Annotated in this window: 16 protein-coding genes, 1 tRNA gene and 1 riboswitch; of the genes, 6 read left to right on the top strand and 11 right to left on the bottom strand. The window is 70.8% G+C overall.

Features of this window, described 5'->3' with window-relative positions:
• Positions 1-300, top strand: coding sequence for a hypothetical protein (locus IE237_RS30085; RefSeq protein ID WP_189805281.1), 300 nt, complete (start codon positions 1-3; stop codon positions 298-300).
• 72 nt (positions 301-372) lie between these two features.
• On the opposite strand, the gene IE237_RS30080 is transcribed toward IE237_RS30085, so the two are convergent.
• The 4 genes from IE237_RS30080 to IE237_RS30065 all read right to left on the bottom strand — a co-directional run bounded on the left by IE237_RS30080 (position 373) and on the right by IE237_RS30065 (position 4,488).
• Positions 373-1,641: a DUF445 domain-containing protein gene (locus tag IE237_RS30080; RefSeq protein ID WP_189805280.1), complete on the bottom strand. Its 1,269-nt coding sequence runs from the start codon at positions 1,639-1,641 to the stop codon at positions 373-375.
• A gap of 12 nt (positions 1,642-1,653) precedes the next feature.
• Complete coding sequence (locus tag IE237_RS30075) at positions 1,654-2,634, bottom strand: ABC transporter ATP-binding protein (RefSeq protein ID WP_189805279.1); 981 nt, start codon at positions 2,632-2,634, stop codon at positions 1,654-1,656.
• Between the two features lie 8 nt (positions 2,635-2,642).
• Positions 2,643-3,419, bottom strand: coding sequence for an ABC transporter permease (locus IE237_RS30070; RefSeq protein ID WP_189805278.1), 777 nt, complete (start codon positions 3,417-3,419; stop codon positions 2,643-2,645).
• Positions 3,420-3,687: 268 nt separating this feature from the next.
• Positions 3,688-4,488 (bottom strand): ABC transporter permease, encoded by an 801-nt coding sequence (locus IE237_RS30065; RefSeq protein WP_189805346.1) that lies wholly within the window; start codon positions 4,486-4,488, stop codon positions 3,688-3,690.
• Positions 4,489-4,637: 149 nt separating this feature from the next.
• Here IE237_RS30065 and IE237_RS30060 point away from each other — a divergent pair, with 149 nt between their 5' ends.
• Positions 4,638-6,884: a transglycosylase domain-containing protein gene (locus tag IE237_RS30060; RefSeq protein WP_189805277.1), complete on the top strand. Its 2,247-nt coding sequence runs from the start codon at positions 4,638-4,640 to the stop codon at positions 6,882-6,884.
• Here IE237_RS30060 and IE237_RS30055 read toward each other — a convergent pair.
• The 3 genes from IE237_RS30055 to IE237_RS30045 all read right to left on the bottom strand — a co-directional run bounded on the left by IE237_RS30055 (position 6,878) and on the right by IE237_RS30045 (position 8,054).
• Positions 6,878-7,198 (bottom strand): DMT family transporter, encoded by a 321-nt coding sequence (locus IE237_RS30055; protein WP_189805276.1) that lies wholly within the window; start codon positions 7,196-7,198, stop codon positions 6,878-6,880. The two genes, IE237_RS30060 and IE237_RS30055, sit on opposite strands and share 7 nt — an antisense overlap.
• Before the next feature lie 32 nt (positions 7,199-7,230).
• A riboswitch (guanidine-III (ykkC-III) riboswitch) is annotated at positions 7,231-7,292 on the bottom strand.
• A gap of 56 nt (positions 7,293-7,348) precedes the next feature.
• The gene (locus IE237_RS30050; RefSeq protein WP_030554720.1) at positions 7,349-7,687 is read right to left on the bottom strand and encodes a GroES family chaperonin; all 339 of its coding nucleotides are present in this window, start codon (positions 7,685-7,687) and stop codon (positions 7,349-7,351) included.
• A gap of 46 nt (positions 7,688-7,733) precedes the next feature.
• A complete protein-coding gene (locus tag IE237_RS30045) occupies positions 7,734-8,054 on the bottom strand; it encodes a DUF3618 domain-containing protein (protein WP_189805275.1) in 321 nt (106 codons plus the stop codon).
• Between the two features lie 131 nt (positions 8,055-8,185).
• Here IE237_RS30045 and bcp point away from each other — a divergent pair, with 131 nt between their 5' ends.
• From bcp to IE237_RS30030, 3 genes are all read left to right on the top strand, one after another.
• On the top strand, positions 8,186-8,653 hold the full coding sequence (bcp, locus tag IE237_RS30040; protein WP_189805274.1) for a thioredoxin-dependent thiol peroxidase: 468 nt from the start codon (positions 8,186-8,188) through the stop codon (positions 8,651-8,653).
• 178 nt (positions 8,654-8,831) lie between these two features.
• Complete coding sequence (locus IE237_RS30035; RefSeq protein WP_229842977.1) at positions 8,832-9,800, top strand: HNH endonuclease signature motif containing protein; 969 nt, start codon at positions 8,832-8,834, stop codon at positions 9,798-9,800.
• A gap of 20 nt (positions 9,801-9,820) precedes the next feature.
• A tRNA-Leu gene (locus IE237_RS30030) sits at positions 9,821-9,904 on the top strand.
• Positions 9,905-9,953: 49 nt separating this feature from the next.
• Here IE237_RS30030 and rdgB read toward each other — a convergent pair.
• The 4 genes from rdgB to IE237_RS30010 form a co-directional block, all read right to left on the bottom strand.
• Complete coding sequence (gene rdgB / locus IE237_RS30025; RefSeq protein WP_189805272.1) at positions 9,954-10,562, bottom strand: RdgB/HAM1 family non-canonical purine NTP pyrophosphatase; 609 nt, start codon at positions 10,560-10,562, stop codon at positions 9,954-9,956.
• Between the two features lie 23 nt (positions 10,563-10,585).
• Positions 10,586-10,993 (bottom strand): hypothetical protein, encoded by a 408-nt coding sequence (locus IE237_RS30020; RefSeq protein ID WP_189805271.1) that lies wholly within the window; start codon positions 10,991-10,993, stop codon positions 10,586-10,588.
• A gap of 65 nt (positions 10,994-11,058) precedes the next feature.
• A complete protein-coding gene (gene rph, locus IE237_RS30015) occupies positions 11,059-11,790 on the bottom strand; it encodes a ribonuclease PH (RefSeq protein ID WP_189805270.1) in 732 nt (243 codons plus the stop codon).
• Positions 11,791-11,874: 84 nt separating this feature from the next.
• Positions 11,875-12,108, bottom strand: coding sequence for a PTS sugar transporter subunit IIB (locus IE237_RS30010; RefSeq protein ID WP_107439586.1), 234 nt, complete (start codon positions 12,106-12,108; stop codon positions 11,875-11,877).
• A 213-nt stretch (positions 12,109-12,321) separates the two neighbouring features.
• On the opposite strand from IE237_RS30010, the gene IE237_RS30005 reads away from it, so the two are divergent.
• Positions 12,322-13,629 (top strand): PTS transporter subunit EIIC, encoded by a 1,308-nt coding sequence (locus IE237_RS30005; RefSeq protein WP_189805269.1) that lies wholly within the window; start codon positions 12,322-12,324, stop codon positions 13,627-13,629.
• The last annotated feature ends 191 nt before the right edge of the window (positions 13,630-13,820 follow it).

Here is a 13,820-nt window from a genome sequence, read left to right as displayed (position 1 = left end):
ATGCCCCGCATCCCCTCCCCCGCCATAGCCGCCGCCGGGCTCGTCGGTGGGTATGCCGTCGCCCGGTGGACCAAGAAGCGGCCCCTGGGTGGGGTGGTGCTGGCTGTCGCCGGTGGGGTGGCCGCCAGGGAGTGGCAGCAGGTGGGTGGGGCCAAGGCCGCCGTGGGGCTGACGGCCGGGTACGTCGCCGCGTTCGCCGGGTCCCACCCCCTCGCCAAGAAGATCGGGGCCTGGCCGGCCGTGTTCTCCGTGGCCGGGGGCATGGCCGCCGCTTCCTGGGCCGTGACGCGAGGGAAGTGACCTCCTGGGCCGTCACCCGCGGGAAGGGCTGAGCCGCCGCCCCGGGTCGACTGCCCGCCCCTGAGAGCGGCCTCAGCCCCCCGCCGCGTGGCTCACCGTGTAGATCAGGAGGCCCGCCAGGGCGCCGACCACCGTGCCGTTGATGCGGATGAACTGGAGGTCGCGGCCGATGTTGGCCTCGATCTTGCGGGAGGTCTGGTCGGCGTCCCAGCCCGCGACCGTGTCCGTGATCAGGGACGTGATCTCGTGGCGGTACGTCGTCACCACGTACGCCGCCGCGTCCTCCGCCCAGCCCTCGACCTTCGCCTGGAGGCGGGTGTCCGTCGCCAGGCGGCTGCCCAGCGAGATCAGGGAGGCGCGGGCGCGCAGGCGCAGCTGGCTGCGGTCGTCCTCCGCCGCCGCGATGATCAGGGACCGGACCGAGGACCAGGCCGAGGCGATGATGTCCTGGACCTCCGGGCGGGCCAGCAGGTCCGACTTCAGGCGCTCGACCCGTGCCCGCGTGTCCGTGTCGGCCTGGAGGTCGGCCGCGAAGTCCGTGAGGAAGCGGTCGATCGCGCCGCGCGCCGGGTGGCCCGGCATGTCCCGCATCTCCGTGATGAAGCGGAGCAGTTCCTTGTACACGCGCTCGCCGATCTTGCGGTCCACGAAGCGCGGGGTCCAGCCCGGGGCGCCGCCCTGCACCGCGTCCATCACCGAGTCCCCGTGGGTGACCAGCCAGTCGTGCGCCCGCGTGCAGATCAGGTCGACCGCCCGGTGGTGCGCCCCGTCGGCGACCACCTTCTCCAGGGTCTTGCCCAGGCCCGGGGCGATCTCCGCCGCCTCCGCCCGGCGCGTGATCGCCTCCCCGACGACCGCCTGGACGTCCGCGTCACGGAGGACGGTCAGAGCGCCTCGCAGGGCCGTCGACAGTTCCGCCGTCACCCGGTCCGCGTGGGCCGGGTCCGCCAGCCACGCTCCCAGGCGGCGGCCGATGCCCAGGGCCTGCAGCCGGCCCCGTACGACATCCGCCGAGAGGAAGTTCTCGCCCACGAACGTGCCCAGCGACGCGCCCAGCTGGTCCTTCTTCGTCGGGATGATCGCCGTGTGCGGGATGGGGAGCCCCAGCGGACGCCGGAAGAGCGCCGTCACCGCGAACCAGTCCGCCAGCGCGCCGACCATGCCCGCCTCCGCCGCCGCCGCGACATAGCCCGCCCAGGCCCCCCAGCCCGCGTTGCGCGCCCACGTCGCCAGGGCGTAGATCACGGCCACCAGCACCAGCAGCGCCGTCGCCAGGGTCTTCATGCGGCGGACGCCTCTGCTCTTCTCCTCGTCCGCCGCCGTGTACGAGAAACTCACCATCGACTCGACCTCCTACATCAGGGACTCCCGGCGCTCGTCCCGAGTTCCCCCGTACATCTTCGCGATCACCGCCTCGATGTCCGGCTCCCGCACCGAGAGGTCGACGAGGGGATGCTTCGCCGCCACCGCCGCCACCAGCGGCGCCGCCGACGTCGTCGCCGGGAAGGCGAGCCACTGACGGGGTCCCTCCGCGCGTACGAAGCGGGCTCCCGGCACGTCCGTGATCGGCGGCAGCTCCCGCTCCAGGTCCACCACCAGCAGCCGTTCGCTCTCGCCCACCGCGTGCAGACCGGCGAGCTCCCCGTCGTACATCAGCCGCCCGTGGTCGATGACCATCACCCGTGAGCAGAGCTGCTCGATGTCCGTGAGGTCGTGGGTGGTCAGGAGGACCGTGGTGCCCCGGGTGGCGTTCAGTTCGCGGAGGAACTCCCTCACCCTCGCCTTCGACACGACGTCCAGGCCGATCGTCGGCTCGTCCAGGTACAGCACCTCCGGGTCGTGCAGCAGCGCCGCCGCGATGTCGCCGCGCATCCGCTGGCCGAGGGAGAGCTGCCGTACGGGGACGTCGAGGAGGTCGCCCAGGTCGAGGAGGTCGACGCAGCGGGCGAGGTTCTCCGCGTACCGGGCGTCGGGGATGCGGTACATGCGGTGCATCAACCGGTACGAGTCCTTCAGCGGCAGGTCCCACCAGAGGGTGGTCCGCTGACCGAAGACGACTCCTATCCGCTGGGCCAGCCGGGTGCGCTCCCGCGCCGGGTCGATACCCGCGACCCGCAGCCGGCCGCCGCTGGGCGTGAGGATGCCGGTGAGCATCTTGATGGTGGTCGACTTCCCGGCGCCGTTCGGGCCGATGTAACCGACCATCTCCCCGCGCTCCACGCCGAAGCCGATGCCGTCGACCGCCCGGACCTCCCGCTTCTCGCGGCGGATCAGACCCGCCCTGCGGCGGACCGTGAAGACCTTCTCGACGCCGTCCAGTTCGATGAAGGGCATGAAGGGACTCAGCTTCCTGTCGATCGGTACGAGCGGATTCCGGCGCGCCACGCGAGCCCCGCGACCCCGCAGGCGGCCGCCGCCACCAGCGGCGAGGCGAACGCCGCCCAGTCCGGCACGCCCGCCGGGGCCGGCCGGCCGAGCACGTACAGCGCGGGCAGCCAGCTCACGAACGCCAGCGGCACGACGTACACGACCCCCCGCACCAGCTCCTGCGCGAAGATCGTCGGCGGGTACTGGAGGAGGGTGTTCCCTCCGTACGTGAAGGAGTTCGTGACCTCGGCGGCGTCCTGGATCCAGAAGAGGGTCGACGCGCCGAGCACCATCACCGCGCTGAAGATCACCGCCCCGCACACCACCGTCACCGGCAACAGCAGCACCTTCAGCGGCGTCCACTCCACGTCGAGCAGCAGCAGGCCCCAGACCAGGACGAGCAGGCCCTGCGCGACCCGGCCGAACCGCCGCAGCGCGAACTTGTCCGCCGCCACCTGGGCGAGCAGCGGCGCCGGGCGCATCAGGAACGTGTCGAGCGAACCGTCCCTGACCCGCTTCCCCATCCGCTGGAGCGAGCCCATCGTCAGGTCGGCGATCCCGAAGGACGTACCGGCCGTCCCGTACAGCAGGGCGACCTCCGCGAACGAGAAACCGCCGAGCCCCCGCACCTGACCGAACATCAGCAGGATGACGACGAAGTCGAAGAAGGTGACGCAGAAGCTGGTGAAGAGGGTGAGGGCGAAGGAGGAGCGGTACGTCATCGTGGAGCGGATCCACATGCCCGCCACCATCCGGTACGTGCGCCAGGAGTCCCCCAGCCATGACCTGACGCCCGTTGGCCGGTCCCCCCATGGCCCGGCCGCCGTCGGCCCGCCCCCGCCGCATGGCCCGCCCCCGCCCCATGGCCCGGCCGCCGTCGGCCCGTCCCCGCCGCATGGCCCGGCCGCCGTCGGCCCGCCCCCGCATGACCCGTCCGCCCGAGGGCCGGCCGGCCATGACCCGGCCACCGTCGGCCCGTCCTCCCATGACCTGTCCCCCCGTGACCCGGCCGCCCGAGGCCTAGCCACCCTGCACCACCACCTTCCGCGTCGCCGCCGCCTGCGCCGCCCGGCCCGCCCCGAGGAGGACCAGCGCCCAGCAGCCCTGGAAGGCGTACGCCCCCGCAAGACCCCAGCCCTCGTACCTCCCCAGGTACACGTCGGCCGGCACCTGGAGCAGCGACGCCCACGGCAGCATCCGCGCGAGCTCGCCCAGCGCGCCCGGGAAGACGTTGAGCGGGAGCAGCATCCCCGAGAAGAACAGGCCGCCCAGCCACGCCACCTGCACCACCCCCTGGCCGTCGAGCAGCCAGAACGCGCTCATCGCCACCAGGTACCAGAGCGCGAAGCTCACCACCGAGCCCAGCGCCACCGCCACCAGGAAGGCGAGCCAGGTGCCCGGCCCCGACGGCAGGGTGAAGTCGAAGACGAGCGCGCCGACCGCCATCGGGACGACCCCGCGGCCGAGCAGCTGGTAGGCGGAACGGCCCGCGTTGGCCGAGAACCACCAGGCCTGGAGGTCGGCCGGACGGTAGAGGTCGACGGCGATGTCGCCGGTCCTGATCCGCTCGATCAGCTCGTCCTCGAAGCCGCCGCCCATCAGCCCGCAGACGGTGATCAGCGCCTGCCCGATCCACACGTAGGCGAGGGCGTCGTCCACGGAGTAGCCGCCGAGCTGCGGCCGTTCGTCCCACAGGGCGATGTAGGTGGAGGAGAGGACGAAGCCGAAGACGCTGTTGGTGAAGACACCGGCGGCCGTGGCCACACGGTAGGTGGCGAAGCGCCGGAAACCGCCCGCGGCCACCGTCGCGTACAGCCGCAGCATGAAGGTCCCTTTCCGGCGCGGTGGAAGGCGAAGCGCACGACGTTAGTGGCTTCGTCCGGCGCGCCGCGAGCGGTTTTCGCGCCACCTTCGGCTCGCTTGGGAGATTACCGGGGAGTTTCGGCGCATTCCATGCAGTATGTGATGCCATGTCCCCTTCCTCCGGTACGAGCGGCACCAGCTCCGACGCGAACGGTACGAGCGACGACGACCCCCACCCGAGCGGCTGGGAACCGAGGGACCCCACCCTGCCGGGCCCGACGGAAAGCCGCCGCCGCCCCCGCCGCCTCCTGCGGACCCTCCTCGGACTCCTCCTGTTCGGCGCGCTCCTGCTCGCCGGCGCCTTCGCCGCCGGCTACCTCCTCGTGGAGATCCCGCCCGCCAACACCGCCGCCCTCGCCCAGTCCAACGTCTACCTCTACCGCGACGGCACCCCCCTCGCCCGCGACGGCGAGGTCAACCGCGAGAACGTCCGCCTCGACCAGGTCCCCCTCACCGTCCGCCGGGCCGTCCTCGCCGCCGAGGAGCGCGACTTCCACACCTCCCGCGCCGTCGACCCCAAGGCCATGGTCCGCGCCGCCTGGAACACCGTCACCGGCAAGGGCCGCCAGTCCGGCTCCACCATCACCCAGCAGTACGTCAAGAACTACTACCTGGGCCAGGAGCAGACCCTCACCCGCAAGACCAAGGAGTTCTTCATCGCGATCAAGCTGGGCCGCGAGAAGAGCAAGGAGGAGATCCTCCAGGGCTACCTGAACACCAGCTACTTCGGCCGCAACGCGTACGGCGTCCAGGCCGCCGCCCGCGCCTACTACGGCAAGGACGTCGAACGCCTCGACACCGCCGAGGGCGCCTACCTCGCCTCCCTCCTCAAGGCCCCCAGCGCCTACGACGTCACCACCCACCCCGAGAACCGCGCCAAGGCCGTCGCCCGCTGGCACTACGTCCTCGACGGCATGGTCACCCAGGGCTGGCTCAGCCCCGCGGCCCGCGCCGCCGCCCGCTTCCCCGTCCCCCAGACCGCCCGCGCCGCGACCGCCCTCTCCGGCCAGCGCGGCTACGTCGTCCAGGCCGTCGAGGAGTACCTCACCGACCACGGCATCGTCGACGAGAAGACCCTCGCCGGCGGCGGCTTCCGCATCACCACCACCCTGGAGCCCGCCACCCAGGAGGCCCTCGTCCAGGCCGTCGAGGACCGGGTCGTCTCCCGGCTCGACCCGGCGAAGGCCCCCACCGACCGGTACGTGCGGGTCGGGGCCGCGGCCGTCGACCCGGCGAACGGCGAGGTCGTCGCCCTGTACGGCGGCGTCGACTACACCCAGCAGTACGTCAACAACGCCACCCGCCGCGACTACCAGGTCGGCTCCACCTTCAAGCCCTTCGTCTTCACGGCCGCCGTCCAGAGCGGCGCCCAGACCCAGCAGGGCCTGCCCATCACCCCGTACACCGTCTACGACGGCACCAACCGCCGCCCCGTGGAAGGGTGGCACGGCAGCCCCTACGACCCCGCCAACGAGGACGAAGCGAGCTACGGCGAGATCGCCGTCGGCGCCGCCACCGACCTCTCGGTGAACGCCGTGTACGCCCAGATGGCCGTCGACGTCGGCCCCGCGGACGTACGGCGCACCGCGATCGCCCTCGGCGTGCCCGGCACCACCCCCGACCTCACCGCCTCCCCCTCCATCGCCCTCGGCGCCGCCACCGCCAGCGTCCTCGACATGGCCTCCGCGTACGCCACGCTCGCCGCGCACGGCCGGCACGACACGTACACCCTCGTCGAGGACATCAGCCGGAACGGCGAGCAGGTGGACCTCCCGACCGTCGAACCCCGGCAGGCCGTGAGCCGCGAGGCCGCCGACACGACCACGTCGATCCTGCGGAGCGTCGTCGAGACCGGCACCGGAACGGCCGCGCAGGCGGCGGGACGGCCGGCGGCGGGCAAGACGGGCACCGCCGAGGACGACAAGGCCGCCTGGTTCGCCGGCTACACCCCGGAGCTCGCGACGGTCGTCGCGCTGATGGGCCAGGACCCCGAGTCCGGATCGCAGGAACCGCTGTACGGCGCCCTGGGCCTGCCCCGCGTCAACGGCGGCGGCGTACCGGCCGAGATCTGGGGCCGGTTCACCCGGGAGGCACTGGCCGGGACGCCGCCCCGCGACTTCGACCTCCGGCTGATGCCGGGCGCGGAGGCACCGCCGCTGCCGCCGGCACCGGAGGATCCGGAGGACTGGTACGAGACGGGCGAGGCGGGACCGGGTGCGGCGCCGCGCGAGGCGGGGCCGGGAGCGGGGCCGGGGGCCGCGCCGCGCGAGGCCGGGCCGGGGGCCGCGCCGCGCGAGGCCGGGCCGGGGGCCGCGCCGCGCGGCGCTGCTTCCACTCGGGTCAGAGGTCAGTGACCGCTGGTCGCCTTGAGTCCCACCACGGCGACCAGCAGCAGACAGACGAAGAAGATCCGGGCGGCGGTCGCCGGCTCACCGAGCACCACCATGCCGAGCACCGCCGCACCGGCCGCACCGATGCCGACCCACACGCCGTAGGCCGTACCGATCGGCAGCGTCTTGGCCGCCTGCGACAGCAGCAGCATGGAGGCGACGATCCCGGCGCCGGTGAACACGCTCGGCCAGAGCCGGGTGAAGCCGTCCGTGTACTTCATACCGATGGACCAGCCGACCTCGAGCAGACCGGCGACGATCAGCAGAACCCAGGCCATGACGAGACACCTCCGCGAGACGGATCAACAGGGGTGCGTCGTCTTGTCGTGAACCCGGTACGGCGCGTCTCGTCGGGGTGTCTCCAGGCTAGCAAAGAACGGGCAAAGGCCCCGGTGACTCCGGTCACCAGGGCCTCGACGCCTTCCCGCCTACAGATACAGCCCGGTCGAGTCCGAGGTGCCCTGGAACCGGTCCGCGGCCACCGCGTGCAGGTCGCGCTCCCGCATCAGGACGTACGCGACACCCCGCACCTCGACCTCGGCGCGGTCCTCGGGGTCGTACAGCACCCGGTCGCCGATCTCGACGGTACGGACGTTCTGGCCGACCGCCACCACCTCGGCCCAGGCGAGGCGACGGCCTACGGCGGCCGTCGCCGGGATCAGGATGCCGCCGCCGGAACGCCGCTCCCCCTCCGGGGAGTCGGTGCGGACCAGGACCCGGTCGTGGAGCATCCGGATGGGCAGCTTGTCGTGCGTGTTCTCGCTCACGGAGTGAACCTACCTGCCCGGCCGTGACGGCTGACGCGGGGAGGGATCACGCCTTGTGCCTCCGGGACGAGGAAACGATCAGCCCGACGACGGCGAGGGCCACGACGGCCGCCGGGACGACCCGCTCCAGGCGGGGGGCGCCGTCCTCGTGGGTGAAGCGGGCCTTCACGTCCGAGACCACCCGGTTGACGGCGACGAAGGCGCGTCCGGCCGTCTGGTCGACCGTCGAGGCGACCTTCGCCTTGGCGTCCCCGATGATCGTCTTCGGGTGCATCCGAATGCCGATCTCGTCGAGAGTGACGGCGAGCTGCTCGCGCCGGCGGACGATGTCCGCCTCGATCTGCGCAGGGGTCCTGGCCTCCGACACCGCGCTGCCTCCGTAGTCGTAATCAGTCGTTGACGGCCAGTCTGTCAGCTCTGCCGCGATCGGGTCGCCCCAGACCCCCATTAGCCCCCATTAGGCTCTGGGATGCGTACGCGAACCATCCGAGGAGAGCCATGAGCGAGCGACTGCAGCCCGGCGACACCGCCCCCGCCTTCACCCTTCCCGACGCGGACGGCAACGAGGTCTCCCTCGCGGACCACAAGGGCCGCAAGGTGATCGTCTACTTCTACCCGGCCGCGCTCACCCCCGGCTGCACCAAGCAGGCGTGCGACTTCACCGACAACCTGGACGTCCTGGCCGAGGCGGGCTACGACGTCATCGGCGTCTCCCCCGACAAGCCGGAGAAGCTCGCGAAGTTCCGCGAGAAGGAGAACCTGAAGGTCACGCTGGTCGGCGACCCGTCGAAGGAGACCCTGGAGGCCTACGGCGCCTTCGGCGAGAAGAAGCTGTACGGCAAGGTGGTGACGGGCGTGATCCGCTCGACGGTCGTGGTCGACGAGCAGGGCAAGGTGGAACACGCCTTCTACAACGTCAAGGCGACGGGCCACGTGGCCAAGATCATGCGAGACCTGGGCGTCTGAGCCCTCGTCCCGCCGAACGGCCCGCACTCCCCGGACAGGAGAGTGCGGGCCGTTCCGCATTCCGTACGCGATATGGCGTAACCGTCCGATATTCGACTCGTTAACCCGTACGAGATCCGTACTGGGGAGGGGATCGATGGGGACGAGCCCGTACACGAGGGAACGGCTCAGTGCTGTTGTGGCGGAGTCGAAGGGGTGGGCGGATCTGATGCGTCGCCTCGGCGTCACGGAGAGCGGAGGCCGACGCCGCACGCTGCAGTCGAAGGTTGCCGAGTACGGCATCGACACGAGCCACTTCAAGCAGCGCAGCCCATGGCGCAAGTACACGGACAGCGCCATCGCCGAGGCGGTCGCCGCCTCCACTACGCTCCGCGAGGTCGCGCAGAGGCTGGGCGTTCCCCCGGCGACCGGAACGCTCTCGCACATCAGCCGACGGATCGCGGCAGCCGGAATCGACGTGAGCCGGTTCCCCGGCCTGAACCGCTCGACCACGGACCTGCCGTTCAGCACGGAGGAGCTCAAGGCAGCCGCAGCGGCCACGCGAAGCGTCAGGGAAATGGCTCGCCTGCTGGGCGTAGGCGATGACGGCAGATCCCGCGCCGCGCTCAGGCACCTGGTCCACGAGCGGGAAATCGACGTCGCCCACTTCACTCACAGGCGCGTCGACGTACCGGAGGAACGCCTACGGGCGGCGTTGACGGACGCCGGCAGCTTCGCCGATGTGATGCGTGCGCTCGGCCTCCCCGTGACCGACCAGAATCACCGCCGGGTACGACGGCGGGTGGCCGAGCTGGACCTCGACACGTCGCACTTCAAGCGGCGCACGTGGGGCTCGGTCCACGTCGCCGCGCCGAAGGCCATCGCGGACACGGTCTTCCGGGTGCGGCCAGAGGGGTCGTCCCGCGAGAACCGCGACCGGCTCCATCGGGCGCTCGCCGAGGTGGGCGTCCCGTATCGCTGCGTCGAGTGCGGGAACGAGGGCTCATGGCGGGGCCGGACCATCACCCTGCAGATCGACCACATCAATGGGAACTGGCTCGACAACAGCCGCGAGAACCTTCGCTACCTATGCCCCAACTGCCACTCGATGACCGAGACCTGGTGCCGCGGCAAACTTCGACGCACCCCACAGACGGATTCCACGTGACCGCTACCATGGCCGTACTGGCGGCCGTGTCGTAACTGGCAGCCGAGCTGGGTTTAGGTCCCAGTGGGCGAAAGCCCGTGTGGGTTCGAGTCCCACCGGCCGCACACACGAAGGGCCGTCCTCATCGGGCGGCCCTTCGCGCTGGCGCGCCCCTCAGCCCAGCAGTTCCTGGACCACCGGGACCAGGGCCCGGAAGGCCTTGCCCCTGTGGCTGATGGCGTTCTTCTGCTGTGGGGTCAGTTCCGCGCAGGTCACCTCGTGGCCCTCCGGCTGGAGGATCGGGTCGTAGCCGAAGCCGTTCGTGCCGGCCGGCGTGTGGCGGAGGGTGCCCTCCATGCGGCCCTCCACCACGCGCTCCGTGCCGTCCGGGAGGGCGAGGGCCGCCGCGCAGGCGAAGTGGGCCGCGCGGTGGGTGTCGTCGATGTCGGAGAGCTGGGCCAGCAGGAGGTTCAGGTTGGCCCGGTCGTCGCCGTGGGTGCCGGCCCAGCGGGCGGAGAAGATGCCGGGGGCGCCGTTGAGGACGTCGACGCAGAGGCCGGAGTCGTCGGCGACGGCTGGGAGGCCGGTGGCCCGGGCCAGGGCGTGGGCCTTCAGGAGGGCGTTCTCGGCGAAGGTGACGCCTGTTTCCTTGACGTCGGGCACGTCGGGGTACGCGTCCGCGCCGACGAGTTCGAGGTCGAGGCCCGCGTCGGCGAGGATCGCGTGGAGTTCGGTGATCTTGCCCGCGTTGCGGGTGGCGAGGATCAGGCGCTTTCGGGTCATGCCATGGATTATCCCGGGGAGGATCATCCCGGGGTGCAGACCTTGGCCACCTCGCCGGCCGCGTCCGTGATCGGCGTGATGTCCGGGGTCGTGTCGCCGTTCTTGACCGCCGTGCGGACCGAGTCCACGCCCTTGGTGAGGTCGTCGACCGCCTTGGAGAGGTCGGCGTTGTCCGTGGTGTTCTTGAGGTTGCCCAGCTCGGTGGAGATCTGGTTCAGGGACTCCTCGATCTGCGTCACGTCGTTGGACGCGTTCGAGACGGCCTGCTGGAGGTTCTGCACGGACGTGGCTATCGCGTCGGCGGTCTTGACGCAGTCCATGGCCGTGTCGAGGGCTCCGCAGCCGCTCAGGACGGTGGTGAGCGCGGCGGCCGTGGCCACGGCGAGTGCGAGACGGCGCTTCAAGGCGGGTCCTCCCCCAGATACGTACATGACATGCGGACGGGCGGGCGCTCGGAGCCTATCCGGGTGCCCGCCCGTCAGGACGCAGCGAGGGGTCAGAGGGTTCCTTCGAGGGCCTTGCGCTGGATCTCGGCGAGTTCGGCGCAGCCGCCGGAGGCGAGGTCGAGGAGGGCGTTGAGCTCCTTGCGGTCGAAGGGCTCGGCCTCGGCGGTGCCCTGGACCTCGACAAAGCGGCCGTCGCCGGTGCAGACGACGTTCATGTCGGTGTCGGCGCGGACGTCCTCCTCGTAGCAGAGGTCGAGGAGGGGGATGCCGTCGACGATGCCGACCGAGACGGCGGACACCGTGCCGGTGAGCGGCTTGCGGCCGGCCTTGACGAGCTTCCTGCCCTGGGCCCAGGCGATCGCGTCCGCGAGGGCCACGTACGCGCCGGTGATGGCGGCGGTGCGGGTGCCGCCGTCGGCCTGGAGGACGTCGCAGTCGAGGACGACGGTGTTCTCGCCGAGGGCCTTGTAGTCGATGACGGCGCGCAGGGAGCGGCCGATGAGGCGGGAGATCTCGTGGGTGCGGCCGCCGATCTTGCCGCGGACGGACTCGCGGTCGCCGCGGGTGTTGGTGGCCCGGGGGAGCATGGAGTACTCACCGGTGACCCAGCCCTCGCCGCTGCCCTTGCGCCAGCGCGGGACGCCTTCGGTGACGGAGGCGGTGCAGAAGACCTTGGTGTCGCCGAAGGAGATGAGGACGGAGCCCTCGGCGTGCTTGCTCCAGCCGCGTTCGATGGTGACGGGGCGGAGCTGTTCGGGGGTACGGCCGTCGATGCGAGACATGGGTCGAGCCTAGCCGGACATGGCGGAGGGCCCGTTCCCCTGCCGGAACGGGCCCTCCTCAGGATGCGAGCGGGGTGGTCACGCTCACATCATGTCTTCGATCTCCGCGGCGATCGGGTCGGCGTCGGTGCCGATGACGACCTGGATGGCGGTGCCCATCTTGACGACGCCGTGGGCGCCGGCGGCCTTGAGAGCGGCCTCGTCGACCTTGCCGGCGTCGATGACCTCGGTGCGCAGGCGGGTGATGCAGCCCTCGACCTCTTCGATGTTGTCGATGCCGCCGAGGCCGGCGACGATCTTCTCAGCCTTGCTGGCCATGTGTTTCTCCCTGTCCGTTCTGCGCACCGACGGTCCGCTTTGTCACGGTAACCCACGGTTGGCTCAACTTCGCGAGCGAGTGCAGCCGTTCTGCCGAATGATGACGATCACCGGCGGCCTGTCCTCTGCGGGCTCCCGGAGCCTATCGCAACTGGTCTACACCAGTGTGCAACGAGATGCGGACCCGGCATGTTCCGGGCAGGGAGGACGCCGATGACCACCGACAGCGCCGCGGCCGCACCCAGACCGAAGAAGCCCCTGTCCTGGGGTGGGCTCTTCCAGGGGCTCCAGAAGATGGGCCGCAGCCTCCAGCTCCCCATCGCCGTCCTTCCGGCCGCCGGCATCATCAACCGGCTCGGGCAGCCGGACGTCTTCGGCGCCGACGGTCTGGGCTGGGACAACGTCGCGAAGGTGATGGCGGGCGCGGGCGGCGCGCTGCTCGACGGAAACCTCGGCCTCCCCCTTCTCTTCTGCATCGGCGTCGCCATCGGCATGGCGAAGAAGGCGGACGGCTCGACGGCGCTCGCCGCGGTGGTCGGCTTCCTCGTCTACTACAACGTGCTGCGCCAGTTCCCCGAGACCTGCCCGAAGGGCACGGTGGACGTCCAGGGCGGCTGCATCTCCCCCGAGCAGGCGTTCAGCGGGTACACGTACCAGAACCCCGGGGTCTTCGGCGGCATCGTCGTGGGCCTGCTGGCGGCCTGGTTCTGGCAGCGGTACCACCGGAAGCAGCTGGTCGACTGGCTGGGCTTCTTCAACGGCCGCCGGCTCGTGCCGATCATCATGACCTTCGTGGCGATCGCCTTCGCCTCGCTGTGCCTGTGGGTCTGGCCGCCGATCGGCGACGGCCTGGAGAACTTCAGCGACTGGCTGGTCGGGCTCGGCTCCTGGGGTTCGGGCATCTTCGGCGTCGCGAACCGGGCGCTGCTCGTCATCGGCCTGCACCAGTTCCTGAACGTGCCCATCTGGTTCCAGTTCGGCACGTTCACGAAGCCGGACGGCACGGTGGTGCACGGTGACATCCCCATGTTCCTCGCGGGCGACCCGAACGCCGGCCAGTTCACCACCGGCTTCTTCCCGATCATGATGTTCGCGCTGCCCGCGGCGGCGCTCGCGATCGCCCACACGGCGAAGCCGCACCGCCGCAAGGCGGTCAGCGGCATGATGCTCTCGGTCGCCCTGACCTCGTTCGTCACCGGTATCACCGAGCCGATCGAGTACTCGTTCCTCTTCATCGCGCCGGTGCTGTACGCGATCCACGCCGTCCTGACCGGTGTCTCGATGGCCCTGACCTGGGCGCTCGGTGTGAAGGACGGCTTCAGCTTCTCGGCCGGACTGATCGACTACGTGATCAACTGGGGCCTGGCGACGAAGCCGTGGCTGATCATCCCGATCGGCCTGGGGTTCGCGATCGTCTACTACGCGATCTTCAGATTCGCGATCACCAAGTTCAACCTCCCGACCCCCGGCCGCGAGCCGGACGACGTCGAGGCGGAGATCGAGCGCGACAACGTCAAGTAGCCCTCCGGTCACCCGGCGAAGGGTGACCGTTTCGGGGCTTTCGCCCCCCCTCGTAAGGCCCGTCGAAGGCCCCCGGACCTGACCGTCCGGGGGCCTTATGTCGTGCATTTCCAGCTATGGCTGAGCGCACAGAATTCGCAGGTTCCTTATCTAAGTCTCACGTGCTACAACTGGTCTACACCACTCATTGG

Origin of the sequence: Streptomyces tanashiensis, assembly GCF_014648895.1 — a bacterium.
In the GTDB taxonomy this organism is placed as follows: domain Bacteria; phylum Actinomycetota; class Actinomycetes; order Streptomycetales; family Streptomycetaceae; genus Streptomyces; species Streptomyces tanashiensis.
Note: the sequence above shows the minus strand (reverse complement) of the source record. Positions and strands in the feature narration are given on the sequence as shown.

Excerpts from the sequence above, each read along its gene's own strand:
- IE237_RS30010 (WP_107439586.1), bottom strand. The coding sequence starts at position 12,108 with ATGGCCAGCAAGGCTGAGAAGATCGTCGCCGGCCTCGGCGGCATCGAC.
- IE237_RS30005 (WP_189805269.1), top strand. The coding sequence starts at position 12,322 with ATGACCACCGACAGCGCCGCGGCCGCACCCAGACCGAAGAAGCCCCTG.
- IE237_RS30070 (WP_189805278.1), bottom strand. The coding sequence starts at position 3,419 with ATGGTGGCGGGCATGTGGATCCGCTCCACGATGACGTACCGCTCCTCC.
- IE237_RS30055 (WP_189805276.1), bottom strand. The coding sequence starts at position 7,198 with ATGGCCTGGGTTCTGCTGATCGTCGCCGGTCTGCTCGAGGTCGGCTGG.
- rph (WP_189805270.1), bottom strand. The coding sequence starts at position 11,790 with ATGTCTCGCATCGACGGCCGTACCCCCGAACAGCTCCGCCCCGTCACC.
- IE237_RS30075 (WP_189805279.1), bottom strand. The coding sequence starts at position 2,634 with ATGCCCTTCATCGAACTGGACGGCGTCGAGAAGGTCTTCACGGTCCGC.
- IE237_RS30060 (WP_189805277.1), top strand. The coding sequence starts at position 4,638 with ATGTCCCCTTCCTCCGGTACGAGCGGCACCAGCTCCGACGCGAACGGT.
- IE237_RS30085 (WP_189805281.1), top strand. The coding sequence starts at position 1 with ATGCCCCGCATCCCCTCCCCCGCCATAGCCGCCGCCGGGCTCGTCGGT.
- rdgB (WP_189805272.1), bottom strand. The coding sequence starts at position 10,562 with ATGACCCGAAAGCGCCTGATCCTCGCCACCCGCAACGCGGGCAAGATC.
- IE237_RS30080 (WP_189805280.1), bottom strand. The coding sequence starts at position 1,641 with ATGGTGAGTTTCTCGTACACGGCGGCGGACGAGGAGAAGAGCAGAGGC.
- bcp (WP_189805274.1), top strand. The coding sequence starts at position 8,186 with ATGAGCGAGCGACTGCAGCCCGGCGACACCGCCCCCGCCTTCACCCTT.
- IE237_RS30020 (WP_189805271.1), bottom strand. The coding sequence starts at position 10,993 with ATGTACGTATCTGGGGGAGGACCCGCCTTGAAGCGCCGTCTCGCACTC.